At 46.5% G+C, this 26,055-nt stretch carries 17 protein-coding genes and 1 pseudogene; 4 read left to right on the top strand and 14 right to left on the bottom strand.

Annotation, left to right across the window (positions count from 1 at the left end):
- Positions 1 to 15 precede the first annotated feature (15 nt).
- A complete protein-coding gene (locus ABIO93_RS14580; protein ID WP_348068858.1) occupies positions 16 to 3,075 on the bottom strand; it encodes a TonB-dependent receptor in 3,060 nt (1,019 codons plus the stop codon).
- A gap of 587 nt (positions 3,076 to 3,662) precedes the next feature.
- Here ABIO93_RS14580 and ABIO93_RS14575 point away from each other — a divergent pair.
- Positions 3,663 to 6,017, top strand: a complete 2,355-nt coding sequence (locus ABIO93_RS14575) for a PAS domain-containing protein (protein ID WP_348068856.1) — start codon at positions 3,663 to 3,665, stop codon at positions 6,015 to 6,017.
- Between the two features lie 37 nt (positions 6,018 to 6,054).
- Here ABIO93_RS14575 and ABIO93_RS14570 read toward each other — a convergent pair whose 3' ends face one another.
- The 3 genes and pseudogenes from ABIO93_RS14570 to ABIO93_RS14560 form a co-directional block, all read right to left on the bottom strand.
- Positions 6,055 to 6,144, bottom strand: coding sequence for an AraC family transcriptional regulator (locus tag ABIO93_RS14570; RefSeq protein WP_348068945.1), 90 nt, complete (start codon positions 6,142 to 6,144; stop codon positions 6,055 to 6,057).
- Positions 6,121 to 6,953, bottom strand: a pseudogene (locus ABIO93_RS14565) (AraC family transcriptional regulator ligand-binding domain-containing protein); the annotation flags it as partial. The gene ABIO93_RS14570 and the pseudogene ABIO93_RS14565, both read right to left, overlap by 24 nt.
- 120 nt (positions 6,954 to 7,073) lie before the next feature.
- Positions 7,074 to 10,145: a two-component regulator propeller domain-containing protein gene (locus ABIO93_RS14560; RefSeq protein WP_348068854.1), complete on the bottom strand. Its 3,072-nt coding sequence runs from the start codon at positions 10,143 to 10,145 to the stop codon at positions 7,074 to 7,076.
- 340 nt (positions 10,146 to 10,485) lie between these two features.
- Between ABIO93_RS14560 and ABIO93_RS14555 the strand changes: the two genes are divergently transcribed.
- Positions 10,486 to 10,695 (top strand): hypothetical protein, encoded by a 210-nt coding sequence (locus tag ABIO93_RS14555; RefSeq protein ID WP_348068852.1) that lies wholly within the window; start codon positions 10,486 to 10,488, stop codon positions 10,693 to 10,695.
- A 33-nt stretch (positions 10,696 to 10,728) separates the two neighbouring features.
- Here ABIO93_RS14555 and ABIO93_RS14550 read toward each other — a convergent pair whose 3' ends face one another.
- The 7 genes from ABIO93_RS14550 to ABIO93_RS14520 form a co-directional block, all read right to left on the bottom strand.
- A complete protein-coding gene (locus tag ABIO93_RS14550; RefSeq protein WP_348068850.1) occupies positions 10,729 to 12,012 on the bottom strand; it encodes an aminotransferase class V-fold PLP-dependent enzyme in 1,284 nt (427 codons plus the stop codon).
- Positions 12,013 to 12,149: 137 nt separating this feature from the next.
- Positions 12,150 to 13,004 carry an IPT/TIG domain-containing protein gene (locus tag ABIO93_RS14545; protein WP_348068848.1) on the bottom strand — a complete coding sequence of 285 codons (855 nt, stop codon included), beginning with the start codon at positions 13,002 to 13,004 and terminating at the stop codon, positions 12,150 to 12,152.
- A 21-nt stretch (positions 13,005 to 13,025) separates the two neighbouring features.
- On the bottom strand, positions 13,026 to 14,177 hold the full coding sequence (locus tag ABIO93_RS14540; RefSeq protein ID WP_348068846.1) for a glycan-binding surface protein: 1,152 nt from the start codon (positions 14,175 to 14,177) through the stop codon (positions 13,026 to 13,028).
- 32 nt (positions 14,178 to 14,209) lie between these two features.
- Positions 14,210 to 15,895 (bottom strand): RagB/SusD family nutrient uptake outer membrane protein, encoded by a 1,686-nt coding sequence (locus ABIO93_RS14535; RefSeq protein WP_348068844.1) that lies wholly within the window; start codon positions 15,893 to 15,895, stop codon positions 14,210 to 14,212.
- Positions 15,896 to 15,906: 11 nt separating this feature from the next.
- Complete coding sequence (locus tag ABIO93_RS14530; protein ID WP_348068842.1) at positions 15,907 to 19,377, bottom strand: TonB-dependent receptor; 3,471 nt, start codon at positions 19,375 to 19,377, stop codon at positions 15,907 to 15,909.
- 243 nt (positions 19,378 to 19,620) lie between these two features.
- Complete coding sequence (locus ABIO93_RS14525; RefSeq protein ID WP_348068840.1) at positions 19,621 to 20,724, bottom strand: FecR domain-containing protein; 1,104 nt, start codon at positions 20,722 to 20,724, stop codon at positions 19,621 to 19,623.
- 110 nt (positions 20,725 to 20,834) lie between these two features.
- Entirely contained in the window at positions 20,835 to 21,443 is a 609-nt protein-coding gene (locus ABIO93_RS14520) for a sigma-70 family RNA polymerase sigma factor (RefSeq protein WP_348068838.1), read from the bottom strand.
- Positions 21,444 to 21,642: 199 nt separating this feature from the next.
- On the opposite strand from ABIO93_RS14520, the gene ABIO93_RS14515 reads away from it, so the two are divergent.
- Together ABIO93_RS14515 and ABIO93_RS14510 are read left to right on the top strand one after the other, a co-directional pair.
- Positions 21,643 to 21,822 (top strand): hypothetical protein, encoded by a 180-nt coding sequence (locus ABIO93_RS14515; RefSeq protein ID WP_348068836.1) that lies wholly within the window; start codon positions 21,643 to 21,645, stop codon positions 21,820 to 21,822.
- On the top strand, positions 21,788 to 22,321 hold the full coding sequence (locus tag ABIO93_RS14510) for a DUF6169 family protein (protein WP_348068834.1): 534 nt from the start codon (positions 21,788 to 21,790) through the stop codon (positions 22,319 to 22,321). Before ABIO93_RS14515 ends, ABIO93_RS14510 begins: the two co-directional genes overlap by 35 nt.
- Positions 22,322 to 22,346: 25 nt before the next feature.
- On the opposite strand, the gene ABIO93_RS14505 is transcribed toward ABIO93_RS14510, so the two are convergent.
- The 3 genes from ABIO93_RS14505 to ABIO93_RS14495 form a co-directional block, all read right to left on the bottom strand.
- Positions 22,347 to 24,113, bottom strand: a complete 1,767-nt coding sequence (locus ABIO93_RS14505) for a response regulator (protein ID WP_348068832.1) — start codon at positions 24,111 to 24,113, stop codon at positions 22,347 to 22,349.
- Between the two features lie 111 nt (positions 24,114 to 24,224).
- A complete protein-coding gene (locus tag ABIO93_RS14500) occupies positions 24,225 to 24,647 on the bottom strand; it encodes a response regulator (protein ID WP_348068830.1) in 423 nt (140 codons plus the stop codon).
- 11 nt (positions 24,648 to 24,658) lie between these two features.
- Positions 24,659 to 26,044: a PAS domain-containing protein gene (locus tag ABIO93_RS14495; protein ID WP_348068828.1), complete on the bottom strand. Its 1,386-nt coding sequence runs from the start codon at positions 26,042 to 26,044 to the stop codon at positions 24,659 to 24,661.
- Between the last annotated feature and the right edge of the window lie 11 nt (positions 26,045 to 26,055).

Below are 26,055 nucleotides of genomic sequence, written 5' to 3'. Positions count from 1 at the left end.
TTAATGTTGGCTTCATCAGAATGTTAATGATAATCCGACCTGGTAAGATTTGTTATTCGGGTAAACGCCCTGGTCAATGCCTTTGTTAATCAGCGATTGGCCGTTCAAACTCACCTCGGGATCGAAACCGGTGTATTTGGTCCATGTTTTCGGGTTCTGCGCCGATACGTAAATCCTCAGATTGTCGATCCTTGCCTTCGAAAGCAGCGTTTTTGGGAAAGTGTATCCGAATGACAGGTTTTTCAAACGATAGTAAGTCGCGTCTTCGATAAACCGGTCGGAAATAGTGATCGCAGGATCCTGGAATGCGGCTTTTACCTCGGTATTGGTGTTGGTAGCAGACCACCGGTTCAGCAGCACGTCAGATCCATTCACATACCCCGTTGCCAGTTCGAGGTTAGCGCGGTTGGCATTGTACAATTTACCGCCAATGGACGCCTGGAAGAAAACTGTCAGGTCAAAACCTTTGTAGCTGAATGTGTTGGTGAGTCCAGTTGTAAACCCTGGCTGATTGGAGATCACAACCCGGTCACCAGCCTGTGTGATCACGCCGTCACCATTGATATCCTGGTACTTCTGTCCACCCGGGCTTTTGTTTTGCTGAGGCGTAAGCGGCGTTTCGCCGTGTTGAATGATACCGTCCGTTTTATAGACAATGAATGAACCTAGCGGATAACCTACCTTCGCAATGGATGGATTGGAAATAACCGGAATGATCTGGTTTACGCCGTCGCCCAGGCTCAGGATCTTGTTGGTATTTTTAGAATAAATGAAAATGGTATTCCACTTGAAGGCGCCTTCCAGGTTGCGGGAATTGACATACAGTTCAAATCCCTGGTTAGACACTTCTCCAATGTTCTGGTACACCACAGACGCCTGACCATTGTAGAAATCGGAGAGGCCCGAAGTACCTGGTACAGTCCTGGTCAGCAGCAGGTCGGTCGTTCTTTTGTAATAATAATCGGCAATGATGCTGATACGGTTTTTGTACAAGCCCAAGTCAATTCCGGCATCAACCTGGAATGTTTTTTCCCAGCCCAGGTTCGCATTGGGAACCGTATTAGGCGCATAACCTGATACAGTCGTGTTTGAAAAATTGTATCGGAAGTAGCTCAGCTGAGAAAGTGACTGGTACGAAGGAATGTTCTGATTCCCGGTCGTTCCCGCGCTCAAACGCAGTTTCAGCAAACTGACTTTTTTGAACTGCTGAAAGAATTTTTCCTCATTGACATTCCAGCCAAATGCTGCTGACGGGAAGTATCCCCATTTTTTACCCTCGCCAAAACGGGAGGATCCATCGGCGCGTAATGTAAAAGTAAACAGGTAACGCTCGTCGAAAATGTAGTTGATCCTGCCCAGATACGATGCAAGTGCCCATTTGCTAGCCAGCGAACGTGGTGCAATGTTGGTGATACCGGTTGCCAGGTTATTGTATTCAAACGCGTCGGTTGCGAATCCGGCAGCTTCTGCAACCGCACCTTTGGTTTCGGAAACCTGTGCCGTGAAACCTGCTACCGCATTGATTTTATTCTTTTCATTGATTTCCTTGTCATAGCTGATCGTGTTCTCATTCAGCCAGTTACTGGTAAATACTGAACCTACTATTGCATCTCCGCTCAAAGCCTGACCTTCTGCCGTGGTACTTGGCAGGTAACGGTTTTGCTTATTACCAATGATGTCCGCACCGACCAAAATCTTCGCTTTTAAGCCGTCAGCAATGGTGTACTCGCCGGAAATGTTACCCAGAAAACGGTTCGTAATGGTTTCGTTTAATTGGTTGTAAAGAGAGTTGATCGGGTTTTGCAACGCCGATTCGAATGGGCTGTTGATCACAAACGAACCATCATTCTGGTAAACCGGTAGCGCCGGCGGAGTTTGCAACAAATTGCCTACAATGGCCGTAGGAGCTACATTAGCCTTGGTATTACTGGCCGATAGGCTCGTAAAAATGCGGAAACGGTCATTATACTGGTGATCCAGATTGACGCGTGCTGATAAACGTCTGAAATTGGTGTTTTGCAGGATACCATTTTGTTTGAAATAATTACCTGAAAACGCCAGCTTGGTTTTGTCTGATCCTGAGAGAATGGACAGGTTATGGCTTTGAATGGACGCTTTTCTGAATGCTGCGTCCTGCCAGTCGGTACCGGCACCGGTCGTGTCCAGTGAGTAACCTGTTACGCTCGGAATGGAAGCCGTTTTGCCGGAATTGACAGCTGCATCTTTCCTTAATTGCCACCATTGAGCCGCATTAAGTAATGGAATCGTTCTTAAAACCTGCTGAGTTCCATAATAGGCGTCATAGTTGACAGAAGACTTGTTTTTAGTACCACTTTTGGTGGTAATAATCACAACGCCATTCGCACCGCGAGATCCGTAAATTGCAGTCGCAGAGGCATCTTTCAAAACGTCGATATTCTCAATATCTGCCGTACTAATGGAAGACAGCGGGTTGATTTTCGAACCGTCCGTTACACCAGCATCTGCTACCGAGTAATCATTGTTGATCGGAAAACCGTCGATGACGTACAATGGATCGCTACCGGCGGTAATGGAGTTGTTCCCGCGGATCTGTACGCTGACGCCTCCGCCCGGCTGGCCGGAAGTTTGCGTAACCACGGCTCCCGCTACTGAGCCTTGTAACAAACGCTCCACGGAGGCGACCGGCTGGCTTTTTATTTCAATCGGCACCGAAGCTACCGAACCGGTAATGTCTTTCCTTTTTTGTTCACCATAACCGATTACCACCACTTCATCGAGCACGTTGGCCGTCTTCAAGATTATTTCTACAGCCTCGGTAGTGAGCTCGTAGATCTCAATTTCCTGCTGCTGGAACCCTGTGATGTTGATTTGTAATGTAAATGGAAATTCTTTGGCAGCAGCGATGCTGAACTTGCCGTCCACGTCCGTCAGCGCGTATCTGGCAGATCCTTTCTCCACAACTGTGGCACCGGGCAAGGTCTGTCCTGATTCGTCCTTGACAACGCCGGATATGACGTCCTGGGCTCTGGCATAGTCAGCGCCGAATAGCAGCGAACCTGATAAAATAATCAGGTAGTAAATTTTCTTAATCATTATTAATGAGCAATAGGATGGATAATGCAGGATGGATAATGTGATAACCATCGTATATATACGCAACATGTCAGCCCCGCTTCCGGAGTGGCAAATGAACGGCCTATACAAACGATCACCTACGAAACACGGTCGAAAAGACAGCGCATAGGCTCGGAATCAGTCCTTAAAATTCGGGATAACCTGAATACTGACTTCTTGCGGGGTCAACAACAGGAACGACGGGGGGGCATGGGGCGGGAACAAACGGTAACCACCATCTTGCCGGCGTAAACATTCGGAAGGAGAAGTAAATCTTTCGCTTTCATAGGTACGGTAAGAATTTTGAAATCATGTTTTGCCTGACTGGTGGTTAATCTGACAAAATCATATAGTCTATAAATATGATAGACAAAATAAACTTATTAAAAATTAACACGCAAATATTTTTTCAAGAAACATATTTTCATGACAATCGGAGAAGACGATTTAACCGAAAAATAATTTTTTATATTTAATGTATCAGGAAGTAAAATCCTTGCACCGATTTGATGATGAGAAACTCGAATTTATACTAAATTTAAAGAAATAAATCCAACTGATTTCCAATGAAATCCCAATTTGCACCCGCGTCTTTAGAGATGGTTATTTCCGGCGTCAACGCCGGAATATGGGATTGGGAGATTCAGACCGGAAAACAGGTTTGGTCCGACCGTCTTTTCGAACTGCTGGGGTACGAGCCAGGAGAAATAACTCCCGGCTACGGGGTATTTACCGAGAAGTTTGTTCATCCCGACGACCGCATCATTGTGACCGAGGCGATCAAAGCGCAGTTGGAAAACAATGTGCCCTACCTGGTCAGGGTGAGACTTAAAACCAAGAAAAACGGTTATCGTCACTTCGAATGCAGAGGTACAGCCAAGTTTGAAAATGGCAAACCCGAACGTATGGTTGGTTCGATTTCGGATATACACGATCAGAAAATAGATCAGGACCAGCTCCCAAGGCTGGACGGTGTGTTGCAGGACCTGACGGAGCGAAAGATCGTGGAGGAAAAGCTGAGCGTTATCTTTCAATATTCAACCGACGCTCATTTGCTGCTGGATGAAACCGGTATTGTGGATTGTAATGAGGCGGCCGTAAAGATGCTGCTCTGCAAAAACAAGAGCGAGCTGTTGTCCATTCACCCTGCCAGATTCTCTCCCGAGTATCAGCCCGATGGCAGAACATCCGCGGAAAAAGCTTCCGAAATGGATCGGATAGCCTACGAAACGGGGTACAACCGGTTTGAATGGATCCATAAAAAAATGAATGGGGAGGAGTTTCCTGTAGAGGTTACTTTGAACCCGGTACTGATCAGTAACAAAAAAATACTGCTGGTGGTATGGCACGATATCAGCCACAGAAAACGCGCCGAAGAGGTGATCCGCCGCAATGAAGCCATGCTGGCAGAATCGCAGCAGCTTACCCACTCAGGTAGCTGGGAGGCTGACCTCATTACCGGGCAAAATTACTGGTCCGATGAGGCTTTCAGGATATTCGGCCTGGAACCCGACAGCGGCGGCCCTGACACGGAGCTGTTTTCCAAGATGATCCACCCGGATGATCTGCACCTCTACAAATCACACATTAAGGACGCGATCAACCACCTCAACCCGGCAAGTTTTGACCTGCGGATCGTACTGCCCGACGGTAAAATCAAGTTTATCCATGCCATAGGAAAGCCTTTTTTGGATCAAGCCGGAAGGGTTGTGAAGCTGTATGGTGCGATCATGGACATTGATACACACAAAAAAACTGAGGCAGAACTGATCAAAGCAAAGGAAGAGGCTGAAATGGCTGCGGTCGCCAAGTCGCAGTTTCTTTCCACGATGAGTCATGAAATCCGTACACCCATGAATGCGGTGATCGGCTTTACACACCTTCTTTTGCAGCAGGACCCGAAACCTGAGCAAATGGAATTTCTGAACATTCTCAAATTCTCCGCAGAAAACCTGCTCGTCCTGATCAACGACATTCTCGATTTCAGTAAAATTGAAGCTGGCAAAATCGAGTTTGAAGAGGTGGATTTCAATATCCTTCTTTTACTTGAAAATATTCGCTCTGGCGTGCTGCAAAAAGCGAATGAAAAGGGGATCAACCTCAAACTGATCGTTGATATAGATCTCAACATGGTGGTGATAGGCGATCCCGTACGGCTCGGTCAGATATTAACCAACCTGGTGAGCAATGCCGTTAAGTTTACCGAAAAGGGTAAGGTGACCATTTCTGCCTCCATCTCAAAACGTGAAAATGAGACGGTTACTATTGATTTCAAAGTGGAAGATACCGGTATAGGTATTCCTAAGGAAAAGCTTGAAAATATATTTGACAGCTTCACACAGGCCACTTCTGATACGACCCGAAAATACGGCGGCTCCGGCCTGGGGCTTACTATCACCAAAAAACTGCTGGAATTACAGCAAATCAGCATCCACGTGACGAGCGAGCAGGGAAAAGGCTCCGTTTTTTATTTTAGCATGCCTTTTAAGGTGGGCCAAAAACCGCTCGGAGAGCACACAAACGGTATCTCTAAAAATACATTCAGCCTGAAAGGAATGAAGCTTCTCATTGTGGAAGACAACGCGATCAATGTCTTTCTGATGAAGAATTTCATGAAACAATGGGAGGTAGAATATGACGTAGCAGAAAATGGCCTGATCGCTCTTCAGAAAGTGCAGGAGAATGATTACGACTTGGTACTGATGGACTTGCAAATGCCCGAAATGGATGGCTATGAGGCTACTCTGAGAATCCGGCAATTGCCGGAAGCCAAATACGCGGAGCTTCCGATCATTGCGCTCACAGCATCAGCCATGCTCGACATTAAGGACATCGCATTCACCGTCGGCATGAATGATTATGTCAGCAAACCTTTCAGCCCGGCAGAATTGTACGCCAAGATCTCGTCGTACAGGAAGTAAGGCTTGCACGCGAGCCCTTAGGGCCTTTTGCGAAAAGCTACGCCTGCTTCTGATACAACGCTGGTGTCGTACCTGTCCATCTCTTGAAGGCTCTGGAAAAAGCGCTCAGCTCATTGTAGCCCAGCATGTAGGAGATTTCCTTCACATAGTAGCTTCCGGAATCGAGGTAATGGATAGCCAGCGACTTGCGTACCTGGTCTGCCAGCTCCTGGTACGTGACATTCTCTTCCTTTAATTTCCGTTGAAGGCTGCGTGTGCTGACATTGAAATTCGCCGCGATCTCTTCCAGTGGGACAATGCCAAGATAGGCGTTTTTCAACAAATGCTGGTAGATCTTCGACTGGTACGTTTCTGTCGCAGCGTCTTTTCCGATGATTGTCGCTACTTTTTCAAGAAGGCTTTTTTGTAATTCGTAATTCGCTGTGAGAATGGGGAGGTCCCAATATTTATTGTCAAAAGTAATGGCATACTCCTCTCTTTTTTTGACAGGCCGGCATCTTAGTACCCTTTCCAGTTCCTTCGAATCAATGGCCGAAGATGGAAAATGTACTGCTTTGGGTTGGATTTTGGCGAGTATCAATCCGTCCAGCTCGTGAATGACGAATACCATAAAGAAGTGTAGCGTTTGCTCAAAAGCAACCGGCGCGTCCTTCCGCTTTGGTTCCACAGGTATCAGACGGATCGTAAAGTCACTTTTCCCTTGCTCCACCTCCATCGCAAACATATCCGTGATCAGCCCCGTAAGTGATGCTGCCTGGGTAATGGCCTGTCCCACGGTAGTGCTGCTTTTTACGATCTCGCCCACAATACCGAGTGCCGCAAGCTGTACCGATTCCCCAGATGTAACCCGAAATGCGGATCGCTACTTAAATGGCACGCATTCATCCATAAATCGTTGAGCTGCTTGGTCGAGAAATTGGAATATTCGCTTTCCATTAACGTGGAAAGGTCTATATCCGACAGTCGGCACAATTTTTCTGCTGACAAATCTCTCTGCGAGGCATAAGCCAGCATGCCCATCACGAATTGTTTTTGCTGATTTCCCATGCCTTAAAGTTACATGGATGGAAACGTCATTACAAAACAGGTTTCGGGCGATCGGGTCAATGAGAGTTTAACGTGTATCAGCTCCGCTATTTCTTTAACGATCAGCAACCCCAGCCCCGTTTTTCGTCCGAAAGGCCTCATCACGTCGTCAGCCTCCTCCGTTACCGCAGCATTGATCACCTCCATCAGTTCATCGGATATCCCCTCTCCTGTGTTGGCAATCATCAGCCTGACCTGGCCCTGCTCATTCATTTCAGAAAAAACCCGGATCACGCCTTTGCATGTAAATTTGGTTGCGTTATCAATGAGGTTATGGATCATGATGGCCAGCATCTGGTAGTCGGAAGAAACGGTGAGATGGTCCGGTATTTCGTTCAAAAACTGGTTCCCGTTGAGCTCAATGACATTTTGAAAGATCTGGTATTTGTTTTCTACAAGGATCCGGAGGTTAACATCTTCAAACTGCACACTGTTTCCGTAAACATGCAGCTTAATGTAATCCAGCAATCCACGCAGCAGATCGCTCATCCGTTGCGAAGAATTGGAAATCACCTGTCCTATTTCGGTCACCTCATTCAGCTCGCCGCGTTGCACCATGGCAGGTATCGCGCCGGAGGTAAGCATAATGTAGTTAAGCGGGGATTGAATGTCGTGGGTGATCGAAGCCAGCAACCTCGACAGCATGTGTATCTGTCGGCTCATTTCGGTTTTGGATTCTTCAATGTCGCTCAGCGCGCGGTTGAGGCGCTCGGTACGTTTTGCCACGATTTCTTCCAGTCGCGCATTTTCGTTTGAAATGTTTCTAAGCCTTAAAGTATTGTAAAGATAGATAATGAGCACCGCACCGATCAGGAACAGCACCCTTACCCACCAGGTTTGGTACCATAGTGGTGGAACTATCACCAAGATCGTGCGGATGGTGTAATTGTTTTTACCAAAACCATTCATTTTCCTCACAATGAGCTTGTGCGCCCCAGGATCCAGGTTGGCAAATGTAATGCTAAAATCGGGGCCTAAAATCGGAATCCAGTCCGCTGGTGTGACAGCATGCCCTTCTTTCAGTAATGCATAGGATAAGCTCAGGTTATTGGAATTGCCGTAGTAGGGCGTTGAAAAGTAAAATTTGGTCTGGACGGGTTCTCCGGGCAACGTTAATGTATCCCCGGTAGTGGCCAGAAAGCTATTGTTCACCTGTATGCGGTCTAAAACAATGCGGCCTGCCGGAACATTGGCTGTAATCTGCTCAGGCTTGAACCAGACCAGTCCATTCAACGAAGGAAGCGAAATGTAGCCATTATCTATTCTCGCCGAGCAAGGCTGGCAACCTCCATTGAACTCGTTCGTCAGCAGTCCGTCGCCCTTTGCATGATACATATAGAAGAGCTCCGAAACCGGCGATTTGGCATAGTTCAGCAAATCTTCGATCGCTACCTGGAATAACCCTTTATCTGTTGGTATCCAGAAAAACCCTTTGGTATCATCCACAATGCAATGCGGACTGCCCAGGTACCTGTTTTTGTCGAGCGGAAAGCTGATCAATTTTTTATGTTCGTATAAAACCAGCCCTTCCTGATTGACCACCATCCAGAGACGATCACCACGATCAACGAACATACTTTTGATGTACAGGTCCTCCGTGCCGGGTACCAAGCCATTCTTATGACCGTCGGCATCAAATGTGTAAAGTCCGTTGATGGTTCCGGCTAGCACTTTTCCAGCCCGATCCTGTTCAAAATACGTTACCCTGATGTCATCCTGAATGTGCCTTGGTTTGAAGTCTGGTTGCGAGAGATCGATGAGGTACACTCCTTTTTCGGCAAGACCAATCCAGATGTTGCCGCGGCTATCCTGAAAAATATGCTTGACCTCTTCACTAAAACTCCATACATGGATCACTTTCTCATTAGCAATGTCCAGCTGATACAATTTGTCCCCCGCCTTGACCCAGATATAACCCGCCTTATCTCTCAAAAGCGTTCGTTTATCATTCGGATTGATTTTTTCCAAAAAAGGCAGTTTGCCGGAGAAGGTCTTTCCGGTTACCGGGTCTTTTTCCAAAATAACCCCGGTCGGCGTCATGACTGCGTTTTTGCCATAATCCAGCTGCGCGTAAAACACATTGTCCATGTCCTTTCCCTGGTGCCGCAGCGTCTCAAATGAATGTTTTGTCAGGACATAAAAACCATCCGAAATACTGCCCATGAAAATTGTCCCGTTCGTAGCGTCCCGGTGAACTGTTTGTATATTCAATTCTTCCAGGTCAAAATCCTGCAATATCAGTTTGGTTGCCAACCTGCCATTCCGCTCATTATCAACGGAATACAGTTTCTTGCGAAAATAAAAACAAACCTGATCGCTGGCAATGTTCCAGTATAACGTAAGCCCGGTCAATTGAGTGTCATAGCCATTATCCCTGATCAGGTCCCCGGAAATGCCAACCTTCGAAACACCGTTACCGGTGACTTTGGCAATGAAACCGTCATCATCCATATGGTAAAGCAGACGGCCCATTGTGAAGAATGTCCAAAAGGATTGATCGGCGAAAGGTACTTTGTAGAGTCGCTGCTGGTCATTGTAAAACGATACGGATGTACTGTCGATCACATACGCATTGCTGTTTCCATATCCGACGGGAATGACGTAGTGTTCCGGCTTTGCAATGTTGCTCATGAAAGTAGGTAAACCGCTGGCCAGGAAAGTGTTGCTGGCACCATTTCGCATAAATGGGAGCCGCTTCATCCTTCCGTTGGTATACGCTGAATCATAAAATGCCGTCCCGTTCCCAATCCTCGCATATTCACCGGCATCCGTCGCGGCATACACAAGCGTGTTTCGTTGATCCTTTGCATCCGTACCATCGGCTTGCAACGAAGGCATCAAAAGATAAAAACGGTTGCTGGTGATTCCCAGCGCAGATTTCTCGATGTTATAGAAACGATGACCGTCAAAACGGGCGAGGCCATTTTCAGTCGCCAGCCAGATATACCCGTCGTTGTCGGGCGCCAGACCTTTCACACTGTTCTGCGGCAAACCATTGTCATCAGTAAAATGAGAAACCGTGTAGCCAGCTTGGGCCAACACATTTTCTGACGTCCAAAAAATAAAAAGTAGGATGATAAAAAGCCTCTTCAAGAGCAATTCGTATGGTATAATTGCAATAACATAAATTAATTCTACAAATCTCAAATCTAGCTAAATGCTATCATTTATAAAAATAATAGTAACTTAGACCCGTCGGTTCCAAATCCGATTTTTTTGTAGAAATTTCGCTACGAAGATCCCCATACTCAACTACAAGCTAAGACTCTGCTTAAACGTTCCAGGTAGTTAAAGAGGCATATTTTTTGCCAGTTACATGTTGCTAACATATTGAAATGTAGCAAAAAACATGATCAAAATCCTTTGCAAACCCTGAAAACGCATGCAAACAAACTATTATTTCCCTGGATTTGAATTCTGTATTGTTCAACTACGAAAGTACATCCATGCTCATGAAGTATTTACGATCATGCTAACGGACGGCCGTATTGTACATTATGAGCCTCAGAATGTTACCGATTTCCGCAACTGGCTTTTGCAGCACCAGATAGAAGACTTACGATCTTCCGTTGGTAATCAAATCGCTGCCTGACCGGAGCCTACTACTCAACTTCCTTCCATTTTTTCAGCTTGCACCTGCGAGCACTAATTCTGTTTTGATCCTTTTTGCAACGACCCTGAATTCTCCGGGTTGGAGCATCCATGCGGTTACCCTTACGAGGTTTACTCCTTTCAAGGTCTCCGCTACGGTCGGGTCTATGGAATCGGAGCCAGCCTGGTAGTGATATAAGGGCAATCCTGAAAAACCTGCTTCTATGGACGGACTGCCGTTTCGTAGCCGGTCCCGCATTTCCCGACCTGTCAATTTCACGATGCTATCGTCCCAGCTGATTGTCAATGTCGGCGTGATGTTTCCCAATTCGGGAATGGATACTTGTGTGGTAATGCCGGACAAATCCTTCACAGCATTTTCAATATGCGCTACCTGAGATTCCCACTCTTTCCACTTTCTCTCATGATCACCCGCAATGAATTTTTCCAGCGCGACATACATGCCGAGGATTTCTTCCTTGTTCACTTTAAGCCCGCGAGCAACCGTAAATCCCCGCGGAGGGGAGTTCAGGCGGGCGGCTTCGATGATATTTTTCTTTCCCATCAAAATTCCCGCACTCTGCGGACCGCGCATGGCTTTTCCACCGGAAATAAAAACCATATCGAAACCCATTTCATTGAATTTCCAAAGATTTGAAACAGGAGGAACGTCAGCTGCGATGTCTATAGAGGTAGGGATGTTGTACTTTTTGCCCAATGCAACCCAGTGTTCATGCTTGACCTGCCCCAGGTTTGCAGTAATGTTCAGGAAATGAAGGAGCGCCGTTTTTTCGCTGATCGCCCTTTCCACATCGTCTATGGTTTCAACCTCAACTACCGTACAACCTGTGTTCAAAAAAGCATGATTGTAACGTTCATTATGAGATTTCTGACAAATCACCTCTGATTTCATACCCGTACCCTCAATATGCGGGAGCTGTTCCACTTTTCTGACATCGGTTCCGGTCAGCACGCCGGCCAGGCCGAGAGTCATGGCTGAAAATGCCCCGCAGGTCACCATAGCAGCTTCGGAATGTACGAGTTTGGCGATCTTCTCGCCTACCTTATCCTGCACTTCGTCGATCATGCAAAAATGTTTCGAAGTATTTTCTATCGTCTCCACTACCTCTTCCTGCATAATGCAGCCCGACATATAAGTCAGCGTCCCCGCTGCATTGATGAATGTCCGGATGCCGAGTTCTTCAATAATATCTCTCTTTTTACGCACAGAAGTAGCCTCGGCATTTTTAGAAAGGAATGGTAATGCGCCCAGCAAGGGAATGGAGGAAAGGCTTTTTATAAGTTTTCTGCGTTTCATGGGTTCAGGTTTTTGAAATCCCAATTTACATTCAAAAATTCACGAAAATACCTTTGCATTCAAACAAAAAAAAAGCCAGCGAAACCGATGTTCCGCTAGCCTTAGCTTGTCAATGAAGTGGTTAACTAAACGGCACTCTACAATTTCAATTCATCCTTCGACGGCACCTCTACTTTGGAGTAGGTTACCAATGATACTTTCCCTTTGGCCGCGTCCGCTGGTACCGTCACCACGATCTGCGTGGCCGATTTACTCACGAATTTGGTTACAGCCGCAGCCGATCCGGTAAACAGCACGCCTTCCGCCAGATCCAGGTTGGTTCCTGTGATCGTCAGGTTTTTGCCTTTCACAGCAGGGTTAGGGGCCAAAGTCGCAATGGCAGGTAAAGTAACGACCAGCGCTTTTTCCGTTTCAGTGCTCAATGGCTCAGTTCCTCCGGAGTACAACACGAGCGCGCCTGTTTGCGCATTCACAGGTACGGTCACCACGAGTTCGGTCAATGTTTGGCTCACGAACTTGGTCACGGTAGTATCCTGCGCGAACCTTACGCCTGTTACCCAGTTCAAAAATTCCCCGGTAATGGTCACATTAGTGCCCGGCTTGGCCTCGGCAGTTACGGTTTTAATGATCACAGGCACCTCGAAGCTCAATATTGTTTTGGAAACAATGTCTCCCGCAGTGGTTTTCAATGTGACCAGTCCTTCCTCGGTTTCCTTTGGAACTGTAATCGTGATCAGTTCTGCCGTCTTTTTTATAAATGCAGAACTGGGTACGCTCGCACCGGTGAGTTCTATGGAAGTTACTTTATCCAGATTGTTCCCGATAAAACTGATCTCCTCGCCCGGCTTCACACCCGAAGGCCCGAAGCTCAGCAATTGAACCTCGGAGGAATTTACTTCGTCGTCATCATCATTACAAGCGGTAATGAAAGTGACGGACAGGATCATGCATATCAGAGAGAGTAGTCTCCTGTTCAATATTAATATCTTCATTTTTACAGCGCTTTTGAATGATTATTTACGAAGTGATTTGGGTACGATCCTGAAATTATCGAACGAAATATCGGCATCCAGATCGCCACCGCCGTGGAACAACAGCCTGGTATAGTACCCATTCTTGTTCACTTCCAGCTTCGCTTTGTAGCTTCCCGCTACTTCTTCAAACGGAATGACCACTGTTCGCCATTCCCCCTTGGTATCGTAAGGCGGCAACCATTGATAAGGCGTATCATCAAAGCCCGTACTCAGCCCGGCACTGATTTTCAGCACATTGTTGTTGTAAGGCTTCACTGTATTTACTTCAAATTTCAGGTTATAGTCAGCCGGTTTCAATATCGCTTCATCAGGAATATTCTTGCTGATCGCACCCATTGCATCCGGTGGCCCGCCTGCCACTTCCATCCAGTTCCAGCCTGCGATGGCTTTTTTGACCCGGATATAATTGCCATTAATAGCAACCGGGTCGCCTGCGGCTGGCTTGGTAACCACGTAGGCGGCATTCCACCAGCCTGTAAACGGATCGCTGCTCAGGAAGATGTTCCGGTTATCGGCAAACCAAAAGTCTGATTTCGTTTCTCCAAAGTTGGTAGTGACAGTGATCTGTCCTGGCTGCACGCCTTCGGGAACGGTTACCTGTATTTCCTGGTCTTTCAGGGAAACGATCGTCCCCTTTTTACCACCGGCAAAAGTGACCGTCAATGGTTCGTAAAAGTAATCTCCGCGTATCGTGGCCACGCCTCCCTCAGGTACATATTCACTGAGCATACCCGAAATAAGCGGCTCGCTGATCTTTACCTGGAAAGTATGTTCCAATGTTTTGCCATTGGAAAAAATGATCTTCATTTTGTTGTCGATCACCGCCGGAATCAAGGTAGGAACGCTTACCAGAATGGTCTTATTGGTGATGTAGGTTGGTGTCAAAATTGCTTTCTGATCATTGAACCAAATCTCCGTCGCTCCTTGTAAATTTTCCCCCACGATCGCGATCAGGCTGCCCTGGCCCGCGCTCACCAGCAGCGAGTCACCGGAGGCTGGATCGGTAATGCGGACATATTTGATACTCGGCTCGCCATTGTTCGGAAGGTCCTCTTCCTGGCAAGACATACTCACAGCTGCCAGGGCAATGGTTACGACCAGCAACAGCATTGACTTATGTATGAATTTCATGTGATTTTGCATTTGTAATGACCATTATTGGGTTACTTGGAATAATAATCAACGGCAGGCTTTTGCAGGTTTGGCGCCTGGCTCAGCTCCGCAGAAGGAATCGGCAGCAGGAAATTGCCACTGTTTGCATTGATCATCCTGTCCGTCACCGCTACCCAGGAAGTTTTGGTAAATGTCCAGGAAGTAGGATTAGGGAATTGATCAGGTTTGGTGAAGAAAAGCCCTCTGTCCTGCTCATTCAGGATCGCATAAGCCTTGGCGGCATTGTAGTAATGCAGACTCACGAGGTCGTACCATGCCATTCCTTCTATCGCAAATTCTACGATCCGCTCCTTGAATATCATATCAAAAGTAAGCGCACCTGTAACTGGTGACAGACCGGCACGGGTATGGACCTTATTGTAGTATGCCAATGCTTTCGCGTCGCTCGTCGAGGTTGCATTGCCCAGCACAGCTTCTGCATATACCAGGTACATTTCAGCCAGACGCAGCATGTAGGTATCATTCCCATAGTTTTGCTGAGCGGCCTGTCCGCCCACATCAGCTGCCTTTCCGGTAATGTATTTTTTGATCGAAAGAAAATTATTGTCAGATCCGGTGAATGGAAAAACCAGTTTTTGCGTACCTCCCGGAATTGTCTGGGTGATTTCAGGATAACTCGCTCCCGGTAGCATGAACGTTGCTTTTAATCTTTGGTCCAAAGTCCGTCCCTGCAATACAGTCTCAGAAGTTTGCTTGATGCCGTCATACTGCTTCATCATCCAGAATGTCGCGCTTTTGTCGCCTCCCCAGCCGTCGCCATTGGCAATGTCGGAACTGTATGCGAGGTATGCTGGCGTAGAATTTTGCGTCCCCCAGGCACCGGGAGAATACACCCATTGCAATGAGAATAATGACTCGGGATTGTTGTCGTAAGGATATAGGAACAGGTCGCTATACTTGCCTGCCAATGAAGCGCCACTCGTGGTGATAACCCTTTCGGCATAGTATTTGGCACTATCCAGAAATGCTTGGTTACGGGTGCCTGAGCCTTTTGCCTCCACCCCTGAACGCGTGAGGTAGAACCTGGCCAGCATTCCTTCTGCCGACCATTTAGTAATGCGGCCCGGCCTTACCGGTGTTTCAGGCAGGTCTTCGGCTACCTGGCGCATTTCGCTGGTAATGAATTTCCAAACGCTTTCAGGCGTATTTCTTTGTACCGTGGTGTCTGAGAGCAGTGTCAGGTTGTTTTCAATGATCGGAACTGCGCCCCAATTCATGACCAGAAAACGGTAGGCCAATGCCCGCATAAACCTCGCTTCGGCAATCGCATGTTTCTTTATCTCCGGCGTAACTGCTGGTCCTGCGTATTTATTAATGTTCTGGATGGCCAGGTTGGACTGCCCTACCACGATAAAGAACGATCGCCATGACGAGCCATTCTCAGGCGTGTTGCCGGTAGTATTGAACAATACATTCCCTCTGTCATTCCATGCTGAAAATGCAGTACCAGCCCGAAAATCGCCCAGGTTGTAAGAAGCTTTGTCATTGTAATCGAACCATACCTTGCTGTAAAGCAATGCGGTACTCGCCAGCACCTGGTCGTTGGTCTGGTAAAATCCGGCGTCTACAATAGCGTCTTTCGGAGGTCTTTCCAGGAAGTCTTCCGAACAGGCCGACAGCAATGCAACCGGCAGTATGATTGCAAACCAGGTATATATTTTTTGATAACTTTTCATCTCGATAGTTTTTAGAAATCCAAGCCTAAACTGAATGTGTAAACCGGTGTCAAAGGATACCGTCCGTAGTCGAGGCCGATGGCCTGATTGGAAGCGCTCGCATCACGTGATACATAGGCACCTACCTCCGGGTCAAAACCTGAGTAACCCGTAATAGTGGCCAGGTTTTGCGCACCTACCGTAAATCTCGCCCCTCTGATCACTTTCTGGCGCGATACCAGCGATACCGGCAGGTTATAAGTCAGCGACACATTTTTCAGTCTGATAAAGGAACCGTCCTCCACCCATTTATCGGTATGTCTCGCGAAGTTGCCATTCGGACCATTCGAGATCCGCGCCACATCGGTGCCGGGGTTGGACAACCCTACAGTACCGTCATCCTTAGTAATCGGTTTGGCATAATCCATAGCATGTACCAGTAGGTTACGGCTCAAATTGATGTTGCTTGCATTGGTATTCAGTTTGCCGAGATAGTTGTAAACATCATTACCATAGGTACTTGTCAGCAAAACGCTCAGGTCGAAGCCTTTGTAGGAAAATGTATTTGTAAATCCTGAAAACAACTTCGGCCAAGGATTTCCGATCACCGTCTGGTCATTTTCATTGATAATGCCGTCGCCATTGATATCCTTGAATTTCACATCACCGACCCAAATATTATTGACATTAACCGGCAGTTTTACACCATTGTTATCCACAGGCAATGCGCTGCTCTCGATCTCAGCAACGGATTGGAATATACCTTCCTCCACATATCCACGGAACAACCATGGTGCTTTTCCCACTTCCGATCGCTGTGTCCAGTCGGCCATCCACCACGAAGTACGGTCTACAAAAGCCGCGTCGGAATAGAATGACTTGATCTTGGTTTTGAAACTGGAAAGGTTCAGGTTGGACTCCCATTTGAACCCGCCCTTGTTGATATTGACGGTATTCACCGTGAAACCCCATCCTTTGTTTTGCAGCGCACCAATGTTCACAGTCGGCGAACCCACCGCTCCATTACCATTGGTTCCCATATACCATGGTAATGGCTTCTCCATCAACAGGTTGTCCGTATTTTTAATATAATAGTCAAATTCAAACTGAATGCGGTTTTCGAAAAGTGCCAGGTTGATACCGAAGTTATTGGTTTTGGTTTCCTCCCATTTCAAACCTGCATTGCTGTATTTGGTTGGCAAGAAACCGGTTGTCGTTGGTGTAGTACCCGTACCCATTGGTGAATAAATCCCTCCGCTGCCCTGGTTTCCGGTAATACCTGTTTCAAATCTCAGTTTCAACTCGCTGATAGCAGGTACCTGGAAAAACGCTTCCTGCGAAACCCGCCACGCGGCAGACACTGACGGGAAGAATCCCCATTTGTTGTCCGCTCCGAAATTGGCAGAACCGTCGCGTCTCACAGTTCCCATCACAATGTACTTGTCGCCGTAGTTATAGTTCAGCCTGCCCAGGTATGATTCCATGGCCCAGTCGCCCGAACCTCCTGAATTGCTGGCTGTTAATGCATCACCCGCAGCCAGGTCGAGAATGTCGTTGGTTAAAAAACCTGTTCTGGTACCGCCCAGGTTCTTCCAGGACGACTCCTGCGACTCATGGCTCAGCATGACATTAATGCTGTGCTTGCCAAACTGCTTGTTATATTCCAGCAACTGGTTCCAGTTCCAATACGTATTCACGCCTGATCCATTGTTATACGATGCCGTCACATTCTGCGCCCAGCCGATCTTGTAAGTGGGCACATAGTAAGACGAGTTTGAAAAACCCAGGTTTGTATTGAATGAAGTCCGCAAATTCAATCCCGGCATTATTTTCACACCTACATTGATACCACCCAACAACTGCCTTCGAACCAGCTTATTCGTAGTCAAATTGGCAATGGCGATCGGGTTAACGGGTGCAAACTGGTTCGCTCCGTTGTTTTCATCACCACCGCCCCAGGTACCGTCTATGTTTTTGACAGGTACTTGCGGCGTCAGCTGCAATGCACTGGAAATCACATTCTCCTGGCTGGTGGTCAGGTTATCATTGGTTTGGTTAAAGCTCAGGTTTGCTCCGATCGTCGCCCATTCCCTCGGCTTGTTGTCCAGGTTCAATCTGAATGCATACCGGTTAAATCCCGAACCCAGCGCCACACCTTCCTGTTTCAGATATTCTCCTGATAAATAGTAAGTTGTCTTATCATTTCCCCCGCTCAGGCTGAGCTGATGCTTGTTCATCGGGGCATTTTTAAAAAGCTCTTTCTGCCAGTCTGTTCCTTTGCCCAGCAGTGACGGGTCCAGGAATTCAGTGGGTGTATCGCCTCCGGCAAGCTGGTGATACTCGCCTACCATCTGCGCATATTGTTTCAGGTCCATCACTTTCAATGATGGAGGCGGCGTCTGCACGCTATATTGATATCCGTATGAGATTTTAGTATCGCCTGATTTACCTCTTTTTGTAGTTACCAAAAGGACCCCATTCGTAGCCCTGGAACCATAAATGGCGGTAGCAGAAGGCCCCTGCAATACTTCAATCGACTCAATATCAGCAGGATTCAAACCTGCCAGCGGGTTCGATGAGCTCTGCTGCCCGAACGAAACCGACTGTCCCTGGATCTGAACTCCATCGACTACATATAAGGGTTCATTACTTCCGCTGATCGAGTTTACGCCGCGGATATTCACCGAGATCCCCCCGCCAGGCTGGCCTGAGTTCTGGGTCACATACACACCCGCAGAGCGACCTTGAATGGCTTGTTCCAAAGTGGTATTCGTCGTTCTGGCAATGTCCTTGGCTGTTACAGAGGTTTGAGCAGTGGTCAGGTCGGCGCGTTTCATTTCACCATAACCTACTACGACCACTTCCTCCAATGCTTTGGTATCGACTTTGAGGGCAATGTCGATTACAGATCTTGATCCAACAGTCACTTCCTGAGACAGATAACCCACAAATGAAAAGATCAGCGTGTTGTCTCCCGAGCCAAGTTCAAGATCGTAAACACCGGCTGAATTGGTAGTAGTACCGCGTTGTGTGCCTTTCACGACCACGCTTACACCAGGCAAACCGTCGCCTTTTTCGTCGGATACCTTGCCTTTTACCCCAGCCAGTACTGCTGCCTCGGTGGATTCGGTAGCCACATTGCTTTCCGGCTCAACAGTGTCTTCGGTAAAGGAGCTTTTATTTTCCTTAAAAAGCATAACCTGCTTACCTGCAACCTCATAACGGATTGCCAAGGGACGAAAAAGTTTATTCAATGCGTCCGCCAGCGGCTCATTCGAGGCATTAAAATTCACTTTGGCCGACGACCTGATCTCGTTAGGGTTATATATAAATTTGATTTCAGAAGTCCGTTCAATGGAAGACAGCACGTTTTTCAGGCTCTTGTCCTCTATTTTGAGCGTGATCCGCCTCTCCAATAATTCCTGGGCCGATAAACGGTCATGACTAAACGTCACTCCCGTGAATACCACCGCGATGCATAACTGTAATAAGGATAATTTCATAGTATCCCACACAATTGTTTTGAGAAAATAAATTCCGGGCATAACTTTAAACACTTTTTGTTCTAATGAAAGATTGGGGCAAAAAACTCACTGGACCCTTTCCGTGCATTCGGAGGGTATTACAAGGTGGGGCATTTGGAAAGCCGGTGATGTCGCAACCATCATTGGCTTTTTTTATGTTCATGACGTAATTATTTTTTCATATCTCGCTGGTTTTAATGGTGGTTTAAGTTCTGTACAAAATCATTTACACCCGTCACTATAAATAACCACCTGCCCGTCGATCATTTCATACCGGGCTTTGATGATTTTACAGATCAGGTCCAGCTGCTCATACATGGGCAATCCCGAAAGATTGGCAGTAAGCAGACAGGCCGAGAGCGCTTCTTCATTAAAAATTATCTCAATACCATATTCCGTTTCCAGCGTCCTGAAAACATTTTTAACAGGAATTTCATCGAATAACAGCGCAGTAACCGGAATATCAGAAATGCGCTGCGGGCTGTTAACGATCACTTTTACTAATCTTGATTCCTCTTTATCGAACAGGACCTGCTGGTTAGGTTTTAGCACCACGCCTTTTATTTCTTTGGATAATGACTCTTTCGCCGACTGCTCTTCCAGCTTTGAATAAACAGACACCCTACCCGTTTTAACTGATACAGAGGCATTTCTATCTTTCTCAAATGACTTGACCGTAAAGCTCGTACCCAATACTTGCGTTACGAGCTCGTCCGTCAGTACCAGGAATGGCCTGTTAGGATTGCGTGTGATCTGGAAGAAAGCTTCGCCTTTCAAATGCACTTCTCTTTTGTCTTTTTCAAAAGTTTTGGGGTATTCCAATTCACTTTCAGGTTGCAAAATCACCGTACTACTATCCTCCAAAACAATGGTAACCGGCTTCGGAGTATCATTGTAATGCACAATGCCCGATTCCGCGTAGTACCTGCTCGAAACTGGCTTTTGTCCCGGCAATCCGCCCTGCCGGTACTGGCTTACAAACCAGCCTAGCCCCAGCGCCAGCGTAACCATAGCCGCAATGCGTGCGTAACGCAGGTACCAGAGTTTCCGAACCGGCAATGTGTCCGTCTCTTCCACCTGATCCTGAATCATCCTCAACGTGGCCTCCACCCGGTCCCTAATCTCGGCATCATTGGTTTGATCCCGTTTTTCGGCCAGTACATACAAAAACGCGCGCGCTTCATCCACCTCTTCCTTTTTGTCGGGGTTATCATTGAGCCAGTCTACCCAGAAACTCGCTGCATCCTGATCCTGCTCTATTACCCATGAACGGAAATAGGGGTCAGTTACAAAATCGGTTGCCTTATACTTACGATAATTCATCATGGGGGGCATATGTGCTGTTATTACCGAGATACCGGAATAGCCAGACAGATACCATGATATTTATATTTTTTTTTGAAATTTTTATAACTCTATTTTTAACTACTTGACATTCAAGAGCATAAAATAAATAAAAAAAGGCTGATGGAGGACAAATCCAGGTGTTTTCGCAGCGTGGAGTAAGCCAGTTGGAGTAAATTGGAGACGGTTTGAGGAGTAATGGACAGGATATCTGAAATTTCTTCCCGGCTCAATTCCTGGTAATATTTGAGATAGATCACCTCCCGCTGGCGCACCGGAAGTGCATTCAGTTTTTCGGCGACGAGCCTGGTTTTGTGGGACAATGTTTCTTCTTCGATCAGCCACCATTCAGGTGAAAATTCCACTGGAAACTGGCTGTCATCATTCAATGCAGTATTGCTTTCCTCAGTTAACCTGAGTTTGCGACGGTTACGGAAAATTTTGCGGCGAAGGGATACGAATAAGTAGGCTTTGACATGATCAGGCTCGACCACGCGCGTCCGGCTGTTCCACAGATCGATAAAAATATCCTGGATACAGTCTTTCACAAATTCATCATCTTTCACAAACTTATATCCGTAATTCACCAGCGCCTTGTAGTGCAAGTGCATCAGCTGACCCAATGCCTGGTCGTCACCCTGAATCAGCTCTTTCCAGAGCCGGATATCCCTAAGTTGAGAGGAAGTTCCACCAATTATCATGCAGCCGTCCGAACTTTGTTTCCCTTGTCAAAAATCAAAGTTAAGAAAATATATAACGAATGAATTAATAAATATTATTTTAGTCAGAGAAGTGTGAATTCAACAATTAACCAGGTTTTTTCAGTTGAGAAACGAATTTTATATATTTGTATGTTGTGGAAATATAAGGCCCACAACTCAACCAGTTTACTAAGAGACCATGAACAAAACGGCAAGTGCACCAGTGGCAGAAGCTGCCTATGGTGCTAAAAAACTCAGTAAGAAAGAAGCAGTAAGGAAAATGCTCGACGATAAGGACATAACTGAACGTTTTTTCAACGGAGAAATATCCATCGAAGAGGTACATGCCAGAGGAATCAAATTCGTCACACCAGTATAATGTAGTTAAGATAGGCTCATTGAAGTATGAGTTCATCACTGATCAGCACATCGCATACGAAGCCTATTTCAGCACATCTGAGGGATATTTTCCAGATCATCCAGAATTCGATCATCACATATTGAGCTTCACCTTCGGGCCGGTTGGCATTGCAGGTGAAGCTCGTCTTTTATCAAAGGACGAACGATTTGGCCTGGCTAAACAGATTGATCCCAGGGTGAAAAAAACAATTCAATATTTATTGGCAGATTCCCTGAAAAGCACTTCTGTACAAGGGATCATTGTTATTTGCGATACCCACAAAGGCCGCGACAAATGCCGACACAGGCTGTTTGATCTTTGGTTTAAAGAAGCATTAAACATTGTGGAGTTTGGAGTTTCAAAATACGATTCTGACCTGGCAGGTCTGGGAATAGGTTCTATATTCGTAAAGAACGACTGGGAACACCACCAAGCCATTAAAACCTCTTTCCTTAGCCTTTCAGAATCTGAAAAGTAATCTCCATTTTGGTGACATTAACACATCAAACCGCATTGGATGCCTGGCTGTTGAGAAACGAAAAAATGTAATTGTAAAAATCTTCGGGTACAAATGGCTTGATGAGGTAGCCTGTAAAACCATTGGCCAGGGCGCGTTCCCGCTCATCTTCGAATGCCGAGGCGGTCAATGCGACGATGGGTATCTGCTGATTCACCTGCCGAATCAGGGCAGTACTCTCAAAGCCGTCCATTACCGGCATTCTCAGGTCCATTAAAATGAGGCCGTAGCTATTCTTCTGGAACATTTCAAAGGCTTCCTGGCCATTGCTTGCAGTATCAAAAAGAATGTTTCTACGTTGCAAAAGCAATGTCGCCAACAACAGGTTCGTCTTGTTATCATCGGCAACCAATACTTTCAAATGAGGGAAAGTCGCGGGGACCATTTCTTTTTCCGGTACTATCATAACCTGTTCTATTTTATCCTGATAAGGCATGTTGAGTTGAAATGAAAAAACCGAGCCTTTTCCTACCTCGCTTTTGAGCGCAATTTCACCACCAAAAAGCCGGAGCAACTCCTTCGTAATCGCCAGACCGAGACCGGTACCCAGGTTTTCTCGCTGGCCGGTAGGCTTGGCTTGTGCAAAGATCTCGAATATCGAACTTTGTTCTTCGGCCGGTATGCCAATACCGGTATCTATCACCTCAAAATCAAGCCAAATGCGCTCGTCGTCTTTACCTGCTACCTTCACCACAAATTTGACAGAGCCGGTAGCAGTGAATTTGATAGCGTTATGGATCAGGTTGGTAATGACCTGGTTCAGCCGGACTGTATCCGCATTGAGCTGCGAAGGCAGGTCTGGGTCAATGTCAAAAATCAGTTCAATCCCTTTCTCATTGGCTTTGGGAACGAATGTTTTCCGAAGGTTTTCAAAAAGCAGGCCGGGATCAAATGGTACTGGGTCCAAAACCACGTGATTGGAATTGATCTTGTTGAAATCGAGCACCTCGTTCACGACTGCCATGAGATGATCCGCAGAAAATTTGAGTGTATGAAGCAGTTCATTCTCCTTTTTTTTCTCGGTCTCTTCCAGCATCATTAAATGCACTATTCCAACAATCCCATTCAGCGGCGTCCTGATCTCATGGCTCATCATTGACAAAAAATTCGACTTGGCCTTCGTGACATTCTCGGCGATCGTTTTTTGTTTTTCAAGCTCTTCATTATGCGCCTGCAACGCATATCGGAAATAAAATTCCCGTTTGTCTTTCTGGTAGCTCACCCTGACGATAAACGGGAACAGTAAATTGGCAATCGTTAAAAACATGGCACCCTGTATGAAAAAAGTGCTCAGCGTAATATCACTAAAAAAATAGATAGATATAGGAAAAAGCGTTAAGCTAAGGCCTGAGATGATCAGCGCATATTTCAGCGGCCACCTGAGAACCAGTCCCGCGAAAATGATCGCCAGCGTGAGGTTCAGGCAGGATTGAACATATGATAGGTGCGGAAACGATAGCAGATAGGCGTAGAAAAAGATCAGGATCGCGTAGGTGTAAAAACTCATTTGCTGACCGGAAATAATCTTTTTAAAATTCAGGATCATCAGTGCAATAATAAAAATGCCCGATACCAGATGGGTACGAAACAGATTGTAAAAAAACGGGTCTCCGGCAAGGTAAAACGGGATCGACGACGCTGGATTACAGATCAGAAAAGTGATGCAAAAAAGCCTGTTCGCCAGTCGCGATTTCGTCTCAGCCTCCCGCAGCCATAGCTTTTCAAATGGTTCCGTGTTGGGGACGTTCTTCAAAGAGGTGGTTTTCGTATAGTATGTAACTCAAAAAGGAATTAAATATAATCAACCGTGGCGGCTTTACGCATAAGGCCCTCTAATTTGTACAACGTCTTATTAGTAACGGGTTTAATCAAATACGATGTCGTCAAAAAAACCGCGAACCTGTTCGGCTCCGATGATCTTTTTGCAGCTATCGATCGTGAGCGGTTTGGCCTGGTAATCGATCACGTGGGTAAACGAGAAAGCCCGCTCCCGTTCCGATTGTTCAGTAGCGGAACTCACCATCACAATGTGCACGGGCGGCAAATGGGGCCGGTCTCGGATCGAGCTCAGAAATTCCCATCCATTCATGACAGGCATATTGATATCCAGCAAAACCAAAAAGGTGGTCTGAGTAGATTGCTGGGTGTCCAGAAAATCGAGGGCTTCCTGGCCATTGTAGCAGAGTACCGTTTCGCACAGTACGCCAGTCTTTTTCAGGAACATTTCGTGGAGAAACAGCATGATCTTATCGTCGTCCACTAAAAGTATTTTCAATTCCGAACTCATTGACATTGGATTTAGTCTGCTTTATGGACAATATCTTTTACTACCCTATCCAATTCATCTGCCGAACTTTTGATGTGTGTAAGTACTCCTTCCTTCCCAAGATCGCCACATTCCCCTATCTGGAGTAAATCAATCAGTCCCATGAGCCGCGCTAAGGGTGCCCGTACAATATGCGACTGAGTCCATGCGATTTCTTTCAGTTTTTCATTCTGCAATCTGTAAAGCTCGTTACTTCTTTCCAGATCCTGCGACTTCGTTACTGTGTCGGTAATGTCCCTGGAATTGGTCACGATGCCTCTCACAGCCGGATCATCCGTCAGGTTAGTTGCAATGGTAGTGATCCACCTGTACTCACCATTTGAATCAATAAAGCGGAATGGCTCTGTCCGGATCTGCTTTTGCTCGGTGATGGTCGAAAATAATACCTGCACCTGCTCTCTATCCTCCGGATGAATATAATCAAAGGCATTTTTACCGATAAATTCTTCCGGCGGAATACCTAAAATCCGTGCGCTACTCTCACTGACAAACATATAATTACCCTCAATATCCAGAATGGCGATCAGATCGGCGCCCTCTTGCACCAGCGCCTTAAAACGCCTCTCACTCGCAATGAGCTCTATTTTTTTCTCCATGCGCTCCGTCACATCCGTTATCACGCTGAGATGAACGTTTGGTAAAATGTGCGGTTTGGCATTAAAATCACCGAAAATAACAGAGCCATCTTTTTTTCTGAGCTTCATCACGCCGTTGAGAATGTCACCGTTGAGGAAGTTCTGCCATAGCCGAGCAAACGCTATACCGTCAGACAAGATCAGCAGCTCATTCAAATTGACCTTTTTCAGTTCTGCTGATGAGTACCCGAACATGTCAACTGCTGCCTGATTAAAATCAATGCAATATCCCTGATCGTCGCCAAGCAAAATGGCATCGCTGGTCTGTTGAAATATCGCTTTAAATTTCTCATTCGAGACTTGTTTTTCAGTCTCGGCAACGATCAGCGCGGTAATATCCGTCACCAGTATCAGCTCTGCTTTCCGTCCATTGATGTAAATAATATTCCCCTGGATCCTTACCTGGATGATTTCGCCATTCTTTTTCTGATGTCTGTACACCCCTGAGGTGAACAAGCGTTCGTGTTTCTTCACGATTTCAACGGCCGCGGTAATAATAGGAATGTCCTTTTCAGGACGCAAATCTTTGATGGTCAGAATCAAAAATTCTTCCTTGGTATACCCATAATGCCTTATCGCCGCTTCATTGACATCGAGTATCCGGTAACTTTCCACGTCATAAACCCACATTGGCTGCGGGTTGTATTCAAACAGATCCTGGTATATAATTTCCGGCGAGACCCGTCCAGTTTCCTCCAAACCAACCTCCTTATCGTTCTTCATTCAAAACTTCT

Source organism: Dyadobacter sp. (assembly GCF_039919315.1).
GTDB lineage: Bacteria > Bacteroidota > Bacteroidia > Cytophagales > Spirosomataceae > Dyadobacter.
This window is presented reverse-complemented; position numbering and strand designations above follow the sequence as displayed.

Excerpts from the sequence above, each read along its gene's own strand:
- ABIO93_RS14580 (WP_348068858.1), bottom strand. The coding sequence starts at position 3,075 with ATGATTAAGAAAATTTACTACCTGATTATTTTATCAGGTTCGCTGCTA.
- ABIO93_RS14575 (WP_348068856.1), top strand. The coding sequence starts at position 3,663 with ATGAAATCCCAATTTGCACCCGCGTCTTTAGAGATGGTTATTTCCGGC.
- ABIO93_RS14570 (WP_348068945.1), bottom strand. The coding sequence starts at position 6,144 with ATGCTGGGCTACAATGAGCTGAGCGCTTTTTCCAGAGCCTTCAAGAGA.
- ABIO93_RS14555 (WP_348068852.1), top strand. The coding sequence starts at position 10,486 with ATGCAAACAAACTATTATTTCCCTGGATTTGAATTCTGTATTGTTCAA.
- ABIO93_RS14550 (WP_348068850.1), bottom strand. The coding sequence starts at position 12,012 with ATGAAACGCAGAAAACTTATAAAAAGCCTTTCCTCCATTCCCTTGCTG.
- ABIO93_RS14545 (WP_348068848.1), bottom strand. The coding sequence starts at position 13,004 with ATGAAGATATTAATATTGAACAGGAGACTACTCTCTCTGATATGCATG.
- ABIO93_RS14540 (WP_348068846.1), bottom strand. The coding sequence starts at position 14,177 with ATGAAATTCATACATAAGTCAATGCTGTTGCTGGTCGTAACCATTGCC.
- ABIO93_RS14535 (WP_348068844.1), bottom strand. The coding sequence starts at position 15,895 with ATGAAAAGTTATCAAAAAATATATACCTGGTTTGCAATCATACTGCCG.
- ABIO93_RS14530 (WP_348068842.1), bottom strand. The coding sequence starts at position 19,377 with ATGAAATTATCCTTATTACAGTTATGCATCGCGGTGGTATTCACGGGA.
- ABIO93_RS14525 (WP_348068840.1), bottom strand. The coding sequence starts at position 20,724 with ATGATGAATTATCGTAAGTATAAGGCAACCGATTTTGTAACTGACCCC.
- ABIO93_RS14520 (WP_348068838.1), bottom strand. The coding sequence starts at position 21,443 with ATGATAATTGGTGGAACTTCCTCTCAACTTAGGGATATCCGGCTCTGG.
- ABIO93_RS14515 (WP_348068836.1), top strand. The coding sequence starts at position 21,643 with ATGAACAAAACGGCAAGTGCACCAGTGGCAGAAGCTGCCTATGGTGCT.
- ABIO93_RS14510 (WP_348068834.1), top strand. The coding sequence starts at position 21,788 with ATGCCAGAGGAATCAAATTCGTCACACCAGTATAATGTAGTTAAGATA.
- ABIO93_RS14500 (WP_348068830.1), bottom strand. The coding sequence starts at position 24,647 with ATGAGTTCGGAATTGAAAATACTTTTAGTGGACGACGATAAGATCATG.
- ABIO93_RS14495 (WP_348068828.1), bottom strand. The coding sequence starts at position 26,044 with ATGAAGAACGATAAGGAGGTTGGTTTGGAGGAAACTGGACGGGTCTCG.